The organism is Azospirillum brasilense (assembly GCF_007827815.1).
In the GTDB taxonomy this organism is placed as follows: Bacteria; Pseudomonadota; Alphaproteobacteria; order Azospirillales; family Azospirillaceae; genus Azospirillum; species Azospirillum brasilense_C.
The window spans coordinates 62210-76420 of the sequence record NZ_VITH01000020.1 but is presented as its reverse complement, the minus strand read 5'-3'; the positions used below and the strand labels follow the sequence as shown (position 1 = coordinate 76420).

Below are 14211 nucleotides of genomic sequence, written 5' to 3'. Positions count from 1 at the left end.
ACCCTCTCCCCTCTGGGGAGAGGGGAGGGTGAGGGGGATGTCCGTGGCGGCACGTCCGGCAGCAGCGCAACCCCCTCACCCCAACCCTCTCCCCCCTTTCGGCGGACCGGAGGTCCGCCTGTCGCGTCAGCGCAGACTTCGTCTGCGCGTGAGCAGAGGGGAGAAGGGGCTAGTACTCCAGCCTCACTCCGCGGGTTCGGTCACGCGGTGGTTCTGGCCGATCTCGTGGTTGGCGAGCAGCTCCAGCGCGCGGACCATGCCGGAGTGGTCCCACGCCTTGCCGCCCTGGGCGGCGCAGGCGTTGAACAGCTCCTGGCAGGTCGCCGTGTTGGGCAGCGACACGCCGAGCGCACGGGCGCCGGCCAGGGCGAGGTTCAGGTCCTTCTGGTGCAGCTCGATGCGGAAGCCCGGATCGAAGGTGCGCTTGACCATGCGCTCGCCATGCACCTCGAGGATGCGCGAGGAGGCGAATCCGCCCATCAGGGCCTGACGGACCTTCGCCGGATCGGCGCCGGCCTTGGACGCGAACAGCAGGGCTTCGCCCACCGCCTCGATGGTCAGGGCGACGACGATCTGGTTGGCGACCTTCGTCGTCTGACCGTCGCCGTTGCCGCCGACCAGCGTGATGTTCTTGCCCATCTTCTCGAACAGCGGCTTCACCGTCTCGAAGGCCTTGTCCGGACCGCCGACCATGATGGTCAGCGAGGCGGCCTTGGCGCCGACCTCACCGCCGGACACCGGGGCGTCGAGGTAGTCGCAGCCCAGCTCGTTGATGCGCTGGGCGAAGGCCTTCGTCTCGATCGGGGAGATCGAGGACATGTCCACCACGATCTTGCCGGCGGACAGCCCCTCGGCGACGCCGTTCGGGCCGAACAGGGCGGCCTGCACATGGGGGGTGTCGGGCACCATCGTGAAGACGATGTCGGCCTTCTGCGCCACCTCGCGGCTGGAGCCGCAGGCGGTGACGCCCTTGGCGAGCAGGTCTTCCGGGGCCGGGTTGATGTCGTAGACGAACAGGGTGTGGCCGGCGTCGGCCAGATGACCGGCCATGGGGCGGCCCATGATGCCGAGACCGATGAATCCAACGTTCATGGCTGTGTCCTCAAATCTTCTGTGTTCGGGCGGTCGAAATGGGGTGGCGCTCAGGCGGCGACGGTCTCGCCGGTGGTGGCGGCGCGCATCCAGCCCAGCCCCTCGCTGGTCCCCTTGGCCGGCTTGTACTCGCAGCCGACCCAGCCGTCGTAGCCGATCCGGTCGAGCGCCGCGAAGACGAAGGGGTAGTTGATCTCGCCGGTGCCCGGCTCGTTGCGGCCCGGATTGTCGGCGATCTGGACATGCGCGATCTTCGGCAGCAGGCGCTGCATGGTCGGGACGAGATCGCCCTCCATGATCTGCATGTGATAGACGTCGTACTGGATGAAGAGGTTGTCGGAGCCGACGGCCTCGAGGATCCGTTCCGCCTGCGCGGTGTTGGTCAGGTGGAAGCCCGGAATGTCGCGGGTGTTGATCGGCTCGATCAGGAAGCGGATGCCGGCCTGCTTCAGCGCCTTGGCGGCGAAGGACAGGTTGTCGACGAAGGTGCGCTCCAGCGCGTCCGCCGCCACGCCCGCCGGGGCCTTGCCGGCGAGGCAGTTGATCTGCTTGCAGCCCAGCGCCGTGGCGTACTCGATGGCGCGGCCCACCCCGTCCTGGAACTCGCCCACGCGGTCCGGCAGGATGGCGATGCCGCGCTCGCCCGCGTCCCAGTCGCCCGCCGGCAGGTTGTGCAGGACCTGGGTCAGCCGGTTGGCGGCCAGACGCTCGACAAGCGCGTCCTTCTCGAAGGCGTAGGGGAACAGATACTCGACGCCGGTGAAGCCGTCCTTCGCCGCCGCGGCGAAGCGATCGAGGAAGGGCAGCTCGTTGTAGAGCATCGTCAGGTTGGCGGCGAACTTGGGCATGTCTCTCTCCCGGATGGTCGTTTCGGGCCGGATGTTCGTTGCAGGCTTGGCCGGTTGGCGGTCAGGATCGAAGGGTGACGGTGGGGGCGTCAACGCGGGGATGACGCTTTTTCACCCTGCGGGAACGTGGAACTGGTCGGGCCGCTTGCCCCCTCCCTGACCCTCCCCCGCTGCGCGAGGGAGGGGATTTGGGCGCGCGGCGTGCCGATCAGACCCGCACCAGCTCCGGCTCGTCCGCGGGCACGTCCAGCACGTCCTCGAACTCGGTGATGTTGTTGATCTCCGTGCCCATGGCGATGTTGGTGACGCGCTCCAGGATGACCTCGACGACCACGGGGACCTGGAACTCGTCCATCCACTGCTGCGCTTGCGCGAAGGCGGATTGCAGGTTGTCCGGGTCGGTGACGCGGATGGCCTTGCAGCCCAGACCCTCGGCCACCGCGACGTGGTCCACGCCGTAGACGCCGATCTCCGGGGCGTTGATGTTCTCGAACGAGAGCTGGACCTGGAAGTCCATCTGGAAGGCGCGCTGCGCCTGCCGGATCAGCCCGAGGTAGCTGTTGTTCACCAGGACATGGATGTAGGGCAGCTTGAACTGCGCCCCCACCGCCAGCTCCTCGATCAGGAACTGGAAGTCGTAGTCGCCGGACAGCGCGACGATCTTGCGCTTCGGATCGGCCACCCGCACGCCGAGCGCCGCCGGCAGGGTCCAGCCGAGCGGGCCGGCCTGACCGCAATTGATCCAATGGCGCGGCTTGTAGACGTGCAGGAACTGCGCGCCGGCGATCTGCGACAGGCCGATGGTCGAGACGTAGCAGACGTCCTCGCCGAAGGCGGTGTTCATCTCCTGGTAGACGCGCTGCGGCTTGATCGGCACGTTGGCGAAGTCCGACCGGCGCAGCATGGAGCGCTTGCGGACCTGGCAGGTCTTCACCCACTCCGACCAGTCGCGCAGCTTGCCGGCGGCCTTCCACTCCTTCGCCACCTCGATGAAGAGGTCAAGCGCCGCCCCGGCGTCGGACACGATGCCCAGGTCCGGCGCGAAGACACGGCCGATCTGGGTCGGCTCGATGTCCACATGCACGAACTTGCGGCCCTTGGTATAGACGTCGACCGAGCCGGTGTGGCGGTTGGCCCAGCGGTTGCCGATGCCCAGCACGAAGTCCGACGCCAGCATGGCGGCGTTGCCGTAGCGGTGGGCGGTCTGCAGGCCGACCATGCCGGCCATCAGCGGATGGTCGTCCGGAATGGCGCCCCAGGCCATCAGGGTCGGGATGACCGGCAGGCCGACGACCTCGGCGAACGCGACCAGGCGGTCGCTGGCGTCAGCGTTGATGATGCCGCCGCCGGCCACCAGCAGCGGACGCTCCGCCGCGTTCAGCATGGCCAGCGCCTTCTCCACCTGGGCGCGGGTCGCCGCCGGCTTGTAGGTGGGCAGCGGCTCGTAGGCGTCGGGATCGAACTCGATCTCGGCCATCTGCACGTCGATCGGCAGGTCGAGCAGCACCGGGCCGGGTCGGCCGGAGCGCATCAGGTGGAAGGCCTGCTGGAAGGCGTAGGGGACCTGCCCCGGCTCCAACACGGTGACCGCCCACTTGGCGACCGGCTTGGCGATGGACGGGATGTCCACGGCCTGGAAATCCTCCTTGTGCAGGCGGGCGCGCGGCGCCTGGCCGGTGATGCACAGGATCGGAATGGAGTCGGCGGAGGCCGAATAGAGGCCCGTGATCATGTCGGTGCCGGCGGGGCCGGAGGTGCCGATGCACACGCCGATGTTGCCGGCCTTGGCGCGCGTGTAGCCTTCGGCCATATGCGACGCGCCTTCGACATGGCGCGCAAGAACGTGGCCGATGCGGCCGTTGCGTTGCAGCGCCGCGTAGAACGGATTGATGGCCGCTCCGGGGACGCCAAAGCAAACGGACACGCCTTCTTTTTCCAGGACATGCACCGCCGCTTCAATCGCCATCATCCTAGCCATGGCTTGGTCTCCTCCCTCGCGTAACGGGTCGCTGTTGCGTTGGATTGAGCTTTCATCAGCAGGGCGGCTATTGGCAAAGTGTTGGCGAATCCTTTCCGCGTGATGGAAATCGCGCCGAATGGGGCAGTCCTTCACGGCGCTTCGGACAATTATGCTGCACTTGCACAGTCCCGATGGCGCTGTCATCGTGAGCGGATGATGGCGATTCCGAGTCCCCGCCTCCTGGCGATCACGGACCGGCGGCAGGCGGCGCAGCCCCTGCCGGAGCTGGCGGCGCGCCTGTTCGCCGGGGGCTTGCGCTGGCTGTCGCTGCGCGAGAAGGATCTCGACGACTCCCGGCAGATCGCCCTGGCGCATGCGCTGGTGGAGCGGGCGCGGCCCTGGGGGGCGCTGGTCACGCTGCATGGCGATCCGGATCTGGCGCTGGCCGCGGGGACGGACGGGGTCCATCTGCCCGAGGGGGCCGACGTGGCGGCGGCACGGCAGCGCCTCGGCCCCGGCGCCCTGGTCGGGCTGTCCGCCCACGACGCGGAGGGGATTCGCCGGGCCGCGGCCGGCGGGGCGGACTACGTCACGCTGTCGCCCGTCTTTCCGTCGCCAAGCAAGCCGGGTTACGGCCCGCCGCTCGGGACGGAGGGGTTGAGACGCCTGGCCGCGGAGGCTCCCCTGCCGATCATCGCGCTCGGCGGCGCGGAGTCGCGCAATATTGGCGAGTGTCTGGCCGCGGGAGCCGCCGGAGTGGCGGTCATGGGTGCGGTGATGCGGGCTCCGGACAGCCTGTCCGGTCTGCTCAAGGCCTTGAAAGCTGGACAACCGTAAGGATCGGGGTCGGACGAAACCGTCCTTTCCTTATCGTGGTTCTGGACTTTTCAGTCCGAAATATGCATCTGGTATCTTATATACGAAAACGATGCGATGCCTTTCGCACGACCGGGCCGGCGCACAGTGGGGTGCTTCCGGACGGCCAGCATTGAGGAACGGTGCCGACCATGAACCCTCCGCCGATCAACGTCCAGCCGCTCGACACCGGATCGACCTTCCGCGCTCAAGCGTATCATGCGTTGAAGCAAGCCATCTCGCAAATGGACATCTACGACCATAACGACGAGATCCGGCTTGAGGAGCGGCAGCTCAGCGAGTTGCTGGGCGTCAGCCGGACGCCGATCCGCGAGGCGCTGACCCTGCTGGAGCAGGAGGGGTTCATCCGCCTCCAGCCCCGCCGGGGCATCTTCGTCATCCGCAAGACCAAGGCCGAGATCGTCGAGATGATCCAGGTCTGGGCGGCGCTGGAGAGCATGGCCGGGCGGATGGTCGCGACGCAGGCGACCGACGAGGACATCCGCACCCTCTGGGACCTGTTCCGCAACTTCGAGATGCGGAACCCCAAGGAGCATGTCAACGAATACTCCGACGCCAACATCGCCTTCCACAAGAGCATCATCCGGCTCAGCGGTTCCAAGCTGATCCAGGAGATGACCGACAACCTGTTCATCCACATCCGCGCGATCCGCAAGCTGACCATCGGCCAGGACAACCGGGCGGAGCGGTCGATCAACGACCACAAGGAAATCATCAAGGCCCTGGAACGCCGCGACGTCGACCAGGCCGAACACCTGATCCGCGACCACACGCTGGGTCTGGCGGCGCATGTCGAGAAGCATTGCGACTTCCTGGAGTGAGGTCCCTCCCCCGGTGAGGGGGAGGGGTGCGGACACGAGCGTCAGACCGGCTCGTGGAGCTTCGCGGTCGTCACGCTGTTCAGACCGTTCGCGGTGATCGTGACCACGCGCAGGCTGTTGGTGGTGCCGGGCGTTCCGAAGGGGACACCCGCCGTCACGATCAGCGACTGGCCGGGGGCGCCGATGCCCTCCTGGGCGGCGACGAGGCTCGCCCGCTCGACCATCTCCGCGAAATTCGCCACGTCGGCGGTCCACACCGGATGGACACCCCAGGCCAGCGACAGCAGGCGGGCGGTCCCGCGTTCGGCGCTGAGGCCGAGGATCGGCACGGTCGGACGCTCGCGCGAGGCGCGCCGCGCGGTGGAGCCGGTGCTGGTGAAGGTGGCGATGCCGGCGGCCGAGATGGTCTCGGCGATCTGGCGCGCCGCGGCGGACAGGGCGTCCGGGGTGGTCGCCTCCGGGCTCGGATGCTCAGAGTCCATGATGCGGCGGTAGAGGGGATCGCGCTCCACCCGGCGGATGATGCGGTCCATCATCGCCACGGCCTCCACCGGATGCTTGCCCGAAGCGGATTCCGCCGACAGCATCACGGCGTCCGACCCGTCATAGACGGCGGTCGCCACGTCCGACGCCTCGGCGCGCGTCGGCGTCGGCTCGGTGATCATGGATTCCAGCATCTGGGTGGCGACGATCACCGGCTTGCCGGCGGCGCGGCTTAGGCGGATCATCCGCTTCTGCAGGCCGGGCACGTCCTCCGGCGGCAGCTCCACGCCGAGGTCGCCGCGGGCGACCATCACCGCGTCCGACAGCGCGATGATCTCCTCCAGCCGAGGCAGGGCGGCGGGCTTCTCCACCTTGGTCATGATGTGGGCGCGGTCGCCGATCAGGGCGCGCGCCTCCAGGATGTCCTCCGGCCGCTGCACGAAGCTGAGGCCAATCCAGTCCACGCCCAGCGTCAGGCCGAACTGCAGGTCGCTGCGGTCCTTCTCCGACAGGGCGCTGAGGGCCAGCGTGGTGCCGGGGACGTTCATGCCCTTGCGGTCGGACAGGGTGCCGCCGACCATGACCTCGGTCTCCGCGTGGTCGGGGCCGCAGCTCAGCACGCGCAGGCGCATGCGCCCGTCGTTCAGCAGAAGCTCGTGGCCCGGCTCCAGGCTGGCGAAGATCTCCGGATGGGGAACGCAGACGCGGCTGCGGTCGCCGGGGGTGGGGTCGAGGTCGAGGCGGAAGCGGTCGCCGCCGGCCAGGATCACCGCCACCTCCTTGAAGGTGCCGACGCGCAGCTTCGGACCCTGAAGATCGAGAAGCACGCCGATGGGGCGCCCGACCGTCTCCTCGACCGCTCGGATCTGGCGGTAGCGCTCGGCGTGGTCGCGCTGCGTGCCGTGGCTGGCGTTCAGGCGGAAGACATCCACGCCGGCCTCGGCGAGGGCGAAAATCTGGCTGTAGGTCGAGCTGGCCGGCCCCAGAGTGGCGACGATCTTGGTGCTGCGGTTGCGCTGCATGGCGCGGGCCTCCTGAGAGGGCGATGACTTGACGATGACTGGGTGGTGCTTGGGGCAATGCTGCGACCGGGGTGGGGCGGGGGTCAAACCGCCGCTATGGCTTTTCCACATAGCGGGAAGTCACACGGTTGGTTTGACCGGGGGTGAGCCCCGGGCGGACACTGAACGCCCGCGATCAGCCAGGACGATGCCATGAACACGCCTGTCGAGCCGCTTTCCGCCGCCGGCCTGATCCTTCTGCGCGACAGCGTGGACGGGCTGGAGGTCTTCATGATCCAGCGCCACCGCGACCTTCGCTTTGCGCCCGGCGCCACGGTGTTTCCCGGCGGGCGGCTGGACGCGGAGGACAGCGAACTTCCCTGGCGGGAGCTGTCGCTGCCGCTGACCGACGACATGCCGCAGCGGATGGCCGCGATCCGCGAGGCGTTCGAGGAGTGCGGGCTGCTGATGGCCGGCGGCACGGTGGATTCTGCCGTCCTCGACGGGCTGCGCAATGCGTCGGGCGGGACCTTCCTGGACCGGCTGCTGGCGGCGGGGTTGGAGCCGGACGTGGCGGCGCTGGTGCCCTTCGCCCGCTGGGTCACGCCGGAGAGCGTGTGGCGGCGTTACGACACCCTGTTCTTCCTCGCCAAGGCGCCGCCGCGCCAGACCGCCGTCGTCGACGGGGTGGAGGCGGTCGCCGGATTCTGGGGCACGCCGCGGGCCATCCTGGCCGAGGCGGCGGCCGAGCGGCTGTCGCTGGTCTTCGCCACCCGCATGACCCTTCTGCGTCTGGCCGATTGCCGCACGGTGCGCCACGCGATGGAGGAGGCCGCGCGTTTCCACCCCCTGACCGCCATCCTGCCGCGTCCCGCCGACACTCCGGACGGTCCGGTGCTGAGCATCCCGGACGGGCTCGGCTATCCCCTGACCCAGGTCCCGCTGGAGCAGGCGCGGCTGGGCTGAGCGCTTGGGCTGTGCGTCCGGGCATTTCGGGCTCGGCGTCGCGCATTTCTGGTCAGCAATTCGCCTAAAATTCCGCTATGCGGAATTTCCCGTGCCTTTTTTCGACGCCGAAGCGTTATCGTCGCAAATGCGACTATTTGTGCATTGCACTCAGTTCGCAAAGTGGCATTATGAGGAAATAAGATATCGATTTGACCGGAGAAATTTTCCGTTCATGTCCATAGGGTGCCTGAACACCACGCCGACGCGAGGATAGGTCCATGTTCCACCAGTCCATGATCCAAGGCTCCACCGACATCAGCGGCCCCATCGCCGTCGGTGCCGCCGTGGTTGCCGGGCACGCGGCGCTGCCGGCGGCCAATGGACAGGCGGCCAATGGACCGCGGTGGGTCTACGCCTTCGGCGATGGCGGTGCGGAGGGGCACGGCGGCATGCTGGCCGAGCTGGGCGGCAAGGGCGCCGGGCTGGCCGAGATGGCGCGGCTGGGCGTGCCGGTGCCGCCGGGCTTCACCATCGTGGCGGAAGCCAGCCGCCGGCACCGCGCCGGGCAGGGCGGGTTCCCCGCCGGACTGGCCGCCCAGGTCGAGGAGGCGCTGGCCCGGCTGGAAGCCGTGGCGGGGGGGCGCTTCGGCGGGTCGGAGAGCCCGCTGCTGGTGTCGGTCCGCTCCGGCGCGCGGGCCTCGATGCCCGGCATGATGGACACCATCCTGAATCTCGGCCTGACCGACGCGACGGTGACGGGGCTGGCGGCGCGCAGCGGCGACGCCCGCTTCGCCTACGACTGCTACCGTCGACTGATCCAGACCTACGGCACGGTGGTGCAGGGGGTTGGCGCCCACGTCTTCGACGCGGCGCTGGAGGCCTACAAGGAGACGCGCGGCATGACCCGCGACGCCGACCTGGACGCCGCCGACTGGCGCGCCGTGGCCGGCGCCTACCGCGACGTGATCGAGCGCGAGGCGGGGGAGCCCTTCCCGCAGGACGCGCGGACCCAGCTCTTCGCCGCCATCGGGGCCATCTTCCGCTCCTGGAGCAACACCCGCGCCGTGGCGTTCCGGGCGGTGCACGGCATTCCCGACGACTGGGGCACCGCGGCGACGGTGCAGGCGATGGTGTTCGGCAACCGCGGCGGCGCCTCCGGCACCGGCGTCGCCCACAGCCGCGACCCGTCCACCGGCGAAGCCGTGCTGTGCGGCGAGTTCCTGGCCGACGCCCAGGGCGAGGACATCGTGTCCGGCCTGCGTACGCCCGGCCCGCTGGCCGGCGCTGATGCCTCGCTTGAGGCGGTCGCCCCCGCGGCCTTTGCCGAGTTGGGCCGCATCGCCGACCGGCTGGAGCGCCATTTCGGCGACCTGCAGGAGATCGAGTTCACCGTCCAGCAGGGCCGCCTGTTCATCCTTCAGTCGCGCGCCGGCAAGCGGACGCCGGAGGCGGGGGTGCGGATCGCCACCGAGATGGCGCAGGCCGGCATCATCTCGCGGGCCGAGGCGGTGCAGCGCGCCGACCTGCCGGCGCTGGCCGACAGCCTGCGTCCCATCGCCGATCCCGACGCCCCCCGCGAGGTGATCGCCTGCGGTTTGCCGGCCTCCTCCGGGGCGGCGACCGGCGTCGCGGTCTTCACCTCGGACGATGCGGTGCGGCTGGCGGCGGAGGGCGTGGCGGTGGTGCTCTGCCGTCCGGAAACCTCGCCCCACGACGTGCACGGCATGCAGGTGGCCTGCGCGGTGGTGACCGCCCGCGGCGGCGCGACCAGCCACGCCGCCACCGTCGCCCGCGCCATGGGGCTGCCCTGCGTCACCGGAGCGCGCATGCTGCGCGTCGATCCGGCGGCCGGCGTGATGACCGTGGGCGACCTGACCGTCCGGGCGGGTGAGATCATCACCGTGGACGGCGGGGCCGGCCAAGTGATCCTGGGCAGCGTGCCGATGATCCGCCCCGAGCCTCCGGAGGCCATGGCGCTGCTGCTGCGCTGGGCCGAGGGGGCCGACGAGGGCGTTGGCGACTGACGGTTTGCGGCCCCAGCCAGAAGGCCCGCCGTCCGATGGGACGGCGGGCCTTCTGGCTGGGGCCTGTGCGCTTTCGCCGGGCCGCCTCAGTGGGCGTAGACCGGGGATTCCTGGGCCGGCGGCTGGGTGTGGGCGATCATCTCGGTGAGCTGAAGCTTGGTGAAGTCACGGGCGCTGACCACGCCGACCAGCGTGGCGCCGTCGAGCACCGGCAGATGGCGGATGTGATGGCGGTCCATCAGCTCCAGCGCGTGGACGACGCTGTCGTCGGGCGAGCAGGTCTGCGGCGCGCGCGACATCAGCATGAAGACCGGCGTCTTCAGGACGGAGGCGCCGCGCTCCAGCAGCGCGTAGACGACGTCGCGCTCCGACAGCATGCCGGCGACGGCGTTGCCTTCGGTCCGGCAGACGTCCTTGACCACCAGGGCGCTGATGTTCTCCGACTTCATCAGCCGGATCGCCTCCTCGATGGTTTCGCCGGAACGCACGGTGACGACGCGGGATTCCTTGGTCCGAAGAATGTCGGCGACTTTCATGGCGAGCCCTCCACCAGACAGCGGGTTGCGTAAGCGCGCCCTGCACGGAGACCCCCGCGGGGGACCGGAGCTTGACCGGTGGGACCGCGTCGGGCCGGTCGAAGGCCGTCGGCGGCACCTGGGCATCGGGCAGTGGCAGGCGATGGGTATTTGGTATACCAAATGCCATGGAGCGTCAATGGCTAATGTGACAAACAATCAGCGGAATCTCATTTTTTATGAGGGTGGGTCGCTGAGTTGCGCGGCTGCACCCACGGCGTTCACCCGCCTCCTATGGCGTTTGTCAGGGTCCACACAACGATAGCTGGCATGCCAAATACGTGAATTGGCTGAGGGTGGGGATGCGATGCTTGCCATGGTGCTGCTGATGGTCGCGGCGTTCGCGTCGGGTGTTCTCAACGCGGTCGCCGGTGGCGGGGCCTTCATCACCTTCCCGGCGCTGCTGTTCGCCGGGGTGCCGCCGGTCAGCGCCAACGTGTCGAGCACCGTCGCCCTGTTCCCCGGCCAGATGGCCAGCGCCTGGGCCTACCGCAAGGAGATCCGCGGCGTGACGGAGGTCAGCGTCACCGCCTTCTCCGTGGTCAGCCTCGTCGGCGGGGTGGTCGGGGCGATCCTTCTGCTGACCACGCCGGACCGCGCCTTCGCCGGGCTGGTGCCCTGGCTGCTTCTGTTCGCCACCGCGGTCTTCGCGGTCGGCAGTTTCATGCCGACGCTGGCCGCCCGGCTGCGGCTGAGCGGTCGCTCCGTTCTGGTCGTGCAGTTCGTGATCGCCGTCTACGGCGGCTATTTCGGCGGCGGGATCGGCTTCCTGATGCTGGCGGCGTTGACCCTGTTCGGCCTGCGCGACATTCACGCCATGAACGGGTTGCGCATCCTGCTGGCCGCGCTGATGAACGGCGCGGCGGTGGCGGCCTTCTGCCTGTCCGACGCGGTGTCCTGGCCGGAAACCGCCGTCATGGCCGTGTCGGCCATCGCCGGCGGCTATGCCGGCGCCCACGCGGCGAAGCGGGTCAGCCGCGACGTGATGAAATGGGTGGTGGTGTCGATCGGCGTGGGGCTGACCCTGTACTTCTTCATCAGGGGCGCCGGAGCCTGAGGGCGCCCCACGCGGTGGCGCGTCAGGGCTGGCCTGGAACGGTGCCGGGGGCGGAGATCGGGCGCAGCCCCTTGGCGTAGCTCTTCCACCGCTGCTGGTAGACGGCGGCGGGCGCGCGCATGCGCTCAACATCCTCGTCCGACAGCGTGCGCACCACCTTGCCCGGCGCGCCGAGCACCAGCGAGCGGTCGGGGATCTCCTTGCCCTCGGCGATGAAGGCGTGAGCGCCGATCAGGCAGTCGCGGCCGATGCGGGCACCGTTGAGCACCGTGGCGCCGATGCCGATCAGGCTGCCGTCGCCGACGGTGCAGCCATGCACCATCGCCAGATGGCCGATGGTCACGTTCCTGCCGATGAGCAGCGGGAAGCCGGGATCGACGTGGAGGACGGCGTTGTCCTGGACGTTGCTGCCGGCGCCGATGTGGATGCGCTCCTCCTCGGCGCGCATGACCGCACCCCACCAGACGGACACGTCCTCCTCCAGCAGGATGTCGCCGACGACCGTGGCGTTGGGAGCCACCCAGCAGGCGGGCGACAATTGCGGGACCTTGTCGTTGAAGGCGTAGATCACCCGTTCCTCCATATTTATCGCTGAGCGATCCTAGCGCAGATCGCTGCGGCGGGGTGGGGTTGCTGCACTGCGCTATACCCATAAGAAAATTACGTGATAGGATGGGTGCGCCTGGTTCCCGACCCGTGTGAGGACTCCCATGCCGCTCTACTCCTACCGCTGCACCGCCTGCGACCACGACTTCGAAGCGCTGGTGCGCTCGTCGGACACCCCCGTCTGCGCGTCCTGCGGCTCGGCGGCGCTGGAGCGGAAGGTGGCGCGCATCGCGCCCGACACCAAGGCCGACAAGTTCCTCAAGACCGCCCGCGGCGCCGCCGCCGCGGAGGGCCATTTCAGCAACTACAGCAAGGCGGAACGCTCGCGCATCTAGCGCGCGGATTTCAGGTCCCGTCCGGAATCCCATACTTGCGCAGCTTGTTCGCGATCATCGTGTGCGAGGTGTGGAGCCGGGCGGCCAGCTTGCGGCTGGATGGGTAGCGCGGGTAGAGGCGACGGAGCAGGCCGCGCTCGAACGCCGCCGCCGCCTCGTCCCAGCTGGACGGCTCGGCGGGCTCGGCCCCGGTTTCGGCCTCCATGCGCGCCCCGGCCAGCTCCAGGTCGGCGGCGTCGAGATAGGCGCCGTCGCTCATCGTCACGGCGCGGAAGATGACGTTTTCCAACTGGCGGACGTTGCCCGGCCAGGGGTTGGCGAGCAGGGCGGCGCTGGCCGCCACGGTCAGCCGGCAGGGCGGCCGGCGGGCCTGGGCGCAGGCGCGGGCGATGAAGTGCCGGGCGAGCAGAAGGATGTCGTCGCCGCGCTCGCGCAGCGCCGGGACCTGGAGCGACAGAACGTTCAGCCGGTAGAACAGGTCCTCGCGGAAGCTGTGCTCGGCGACCATGGCGTCGAGGTCGCGGTGGGTGGCGCTGACCACGCGCACGTCCACCGTCTGCTCGCGGTCGCCGCCGACGCGGCGGAAGCGCCCGTCGTTCAGGAAGCGCAGCAGCTTGGCCTGGAGGTAAGGCGACATTTCCCCGATCTCGTCGAGGAAGACGGTGCCGCCATGCGCCAGTTCCAGCAGGCCGGGCTTGCCGCCGCGCTGCGCCCCGGTGAAGGAGCCGGGGGCGTAGCCGAACAGTTCGCTCTCCGCCAGACTTTCCGGCACGGCGGCGCAGTTCAGCGCCAGGAAGGGCTTGTCGCGGCGCGGGCTGGCGCGGTGGCAGGCGTGGGCGATCAACTCTTTGCCGGTGCCTGTCTCGCCCAGGATCAGCAGCGGCGCGTCCACCGCCGCGACCCGCGCCGCCCGCGCTTTCAGCGAGCGGACCGGAGCGGACTCGCCGAGGATGCGGTCGAAGCCGCCCTCGTCGAAGTTCTGCAGTGCGTTCAGCCGCTCGCCCAACCGGCTCGGTGCGAAGAGGGTGACGACGCCGCCGGCGGCGCGCCCGTCCTCCACGATGGGGGTGACGTCGAGCAGGAAGGGCTGGCCGTTCAGCGTGACCTCCTGCCCGGCGGCGAGGCGGAAGCCGTTGTCCACCAGCAGGTCGGACAGCTCGGCATCGCCGAACAGCCGCCCGAAGTCGGCGCCGGTCAGGTCGGCCTCGCTGCGCCCGGCGACCGTCGCCGCGGCAGCGTTCGCCACGACGATGCGGCCCGCGCGGTCCACCGCCAGAACCGGGTCGGGCAGGGCGGCCAGCAGGGCGTCCAGATGCAACCGCCGCCGCGTACCGGGCAGGATGTCGATGGGGGTGACGGACTCCACGCCAAGGACGGCGCGCAACGCCGCGTCGAGCGCGCCGAAGCCCGGCACGTCCAGTTCCGGCGCGTCGATGTGGATGTGCGGCGGGTCCACCTCGACCGCCACGACGTTCAGGCGCCGCTTGGCGAGAACGGCCAGGATTTCGTGGGCGATGCCGACCCGGTCGGTAAACAGGACGTCGATGCGCATGGCTCTCCCCGGTGGAGGGATGAGTGTACCAAC

The 14211-nt window shown here is 69.4% G+C and carries 13 protein-coding genes; 6 read left to right on the top strand and 7 right to left on the bottom strand.

Annotated features, from left to right (window positions below; translation table 11 throughout):
* Positions 1-183: 183 nt before the first annotated feature.
* From glxR to gcl, 3 genes are all read right to left on the bottom strand, one after another.
* Complete coding sequence (gene glxR / locus FBZ83_RS28480) at positions 184-1146, bottom strand: 2-hydroxy-3-oxopropionate reductase (protein ID WP_247888519.1); 963 nt, start codon at positions 1144-1146, stop codon at positions 184-186.
* On the bottom strand, positions 1143-1940 hold the full coding sequence (gene hyi / locus FBZ83_RS28475; protein WP_145690134.1) for a hydroxypyruvate isomerase: 798 nt from the start codon (positions 1938-1940) through the stop codon (positions 1143-1145). The genes glxR and hyi overlap by 4 nt, the downstream gene beginning before the upstream one ends.
* A gap of 208 nt (positions 1941-2148) precedes the next feature.
* Entirely contained in the window at positions 2149-3918 is a 1770-nt protein-coding gene (gene gcl, locus FBZ83_RS28470) for a glyoxylate carboligase (protein ID WP_145690133.1), read from the bottom strand.
* Between the two features lie 198 nt (positions 3919-4116).
* Between gcl and FBZ83_RS28465 the strand changes: the two genes are divergently transcribed.
* Together FBZ83_RS28465 and FBZ83_RS28460 are read left to right on the top strand one after the other, a co-directional pair.
* Entirely contained in the window at positions 4117-4737 is a 621-nt protein-coding gene (locus FBZ83_RS28465; protein ID WP_247888517.1) for a thiamine phosphate synthase, read from the top strand.
* Positions 4738-4907: 170 nt separating this feature from the next.
* Entirely contained in the window at positions 4908-5597 is a 690-nt protein-coding gene (locus tag FBZ83_RS28460; RefSeq protein ID WP_114859145.1) for a GntR family transcriptional regulator, read from the top strand.
* A gap of 41 nt (positions 5598-5638) precedes the next feature.
* Here the strand turns inward: FBZ83_RS28460 and pyk are convergent, their stop codons facing one another.
* Positions 5639-7102: a pyruvate kinase gene (gene pyk / locus FBZ83_RS28455; RefSeq protein WP_038528090.1), complete on the bottom strand. Its 1464-nt coding sequence runs from the start codon at positions 7100-7102 to the stop codon at positions 5639-5641.
* 192 nt (positions 7103-7294) lie between these two features.
* Between pyk and FBZ83_RS28450 the strand changes: the two genes are divergently transcribed.
* Together FBZ83_RS28450 and FBZ83_RS28445 are read left to right on the top strand one after the other, a co-directional pair.
* Positions 7295-8047: an NUDIX hydrolase gene (locus FBZ83_RS28450; protein WP_145690131.1), complete on the top strand. Its 753-nt coding sequence runs from the start codon at positions 7295-7297 to the stop codon at positions 8045-8047.
* Positions 8048-8307: 260 nt separating this feature from the next.
* Positions 8308-10053: a PEP/pyruvate-binding domain-containing protein gene (locus FBZ83_RS28445; RefSeq protein ID WP_145690130.1), complete on the top strand. Its 1746-nt coding sequence runs from the start codon at positions 8308-8310 to the stop codon at positions 10051-10053.
* Positions 10054-10139: 86 nt separating this feature from the next.
* On the opposite strand, the gene FBZ83_RS28440 is transcribed toward FBZ83_RS28445, so the two are convergent.
* Entirely contained in the window at positions 10140-10589 is a 450-nt protein-coding gene (locus FBZ83_RS28440; RefSeq protein ID WP_145690129.1) for a CBS domain-containing protein, read from the bottom strand.
* 346 nt (positions 10590-10935) lie between these two features.
* Here FBZ83_RS28440 and FBZ83_RS28435 point away from each other — a divergent pair, with 346 nt between their 5' ends.
* Entirely contained in the window at positions 10936-11685 is a 750-nt protein-coding gene (locus FBZ83_RS28435; RefSeq protein ID WP_145690128.1) for a sulfite exporter TauE/SafE family protein, read from the top strand.
* Between the two features lie 22 nt (positions 11686-11707).
* Here the strand turns inward: FBZ83_RS28435 and FBZ83_RS28430 are convergent, their stop codons facing one another.
* Positions 11708-12256 (bottom strand): gamma carbonic anhydrase family protein, encoded by a 549-nt coding sequence (locus FBZ83_RS28430; protein WP_247888516.1) that lies wholly within the window; start codon positions 12254-12256, stop codon positions 11708-11710.
* 139 nt (positions 12257-12395) lie between these two features.
* Here FBZ83_RS28430 and FBZ83_RS28425 point away from each other — a divergent pair, with 139 nt between their 5' ends.
* Complete coding sequence (locus FBZ83_RS28425; protein WP_038528075.1) at positions 12396-12626, top strand: FmdB family zinc ribbon protein; 231 nt, start codon at positions 12396-12398, stop codon at positions 12624-12626.
* 10 nt (positions 12627-12636) lie between these two features.
* On the opposite strand, the gene FBZ83_RS28420 is transcribed toward FBZ83_RS28425, so the two are convergent.
* Positions 12637-14178 carry a sigma-54-dependent transcriptional regulator gene (locus tag FBZ83_RS28420; RefSeq protein WP_145690126.1) on the bottom strand — a complete coding sequence of 514 codons (1542 nt, stop codon included), beginning with the start codon at positions 14176-14178 and terminating at the stop codon, positions 12637-12639.
* Positions 14179-14211 lie beyond the last annotated feature (33 nt).

Coding starts and splice junctions, on each gene's coding strand:
- hyi (WP_145690134.1), bottom strand. CDS start 1,940: ATGCCCAAGTTCGCCGCCAACCTGACGATGCTCTACAACGAGCTGCCC.
- gcl (WP_145690133.1), bottom strand. CDS start 3,918: ATGGCTAGGATGATGGCGATTGAAGCGGCGGTGCATGTCCTGGAAAAA.
- FBZ83_RS28465 (WP_247888517.1), top strand. CDS start 4,117: ATGGCGATTCCGAGTCCCCGCCTCCTGGCGATCACGGACCGGCGGCAG.
- FBZ83_RS28460 (WP_114859145.1), top strand. CDS start 4,908: ATGAACCCTCCGCCGATCAACGTCCAGCCGCTCGACACCGGATCGACC.
- pyk (WP_038528090.1), bottom strand. CDS start 7,102: ATGCAGCGCAACCGCAGCACCAAGATCGTCGCCACTCTGGGGCCGGCC.
- FBZ83_RS28450 (WP_145690131.1), top strand. CDS start 7,295: ATGAACACGCCTGTCGAGCCGCTTTCCGCCGCCGGCCTGATCCTTCTG.
- FBZ83_RS28445 (WP_145690130.1), top strand. CDS start 8,308: ATGTTCCACCAGTCCATGATCCAAGGCTCCACCGACATCAGCGGCCCC.
- FBZ83_RS28440 (WP_145690129.1), bottom strand. CDS start 10,589: ATGAAAGTCGCCGACATTCTTCGGACCAAGGAATCCCGCGTCGTCACC.
- FBZ83_RS28435 (WP_145690128.1), top strand. CDS start 10,936: ATGCTTGCCATGGTGCTGCTGATGGTCGCGGCGTTCGCGTCGGGTGTT.
- FBZ83_RS28425 (WP_038528075.1), top strand. CDS start 12,396: ATGCCGCTCTACTCCTACCGCTGCACCGCCTGCGACCACGACTTCGAA.
- FBZ83_RS28420 (WP_145690126.1), bottom strand. CDS start 14,178: ATGCGCATCGACGTCCTGTTTACCGACCGGGTCGGCATCGCCCACGAA.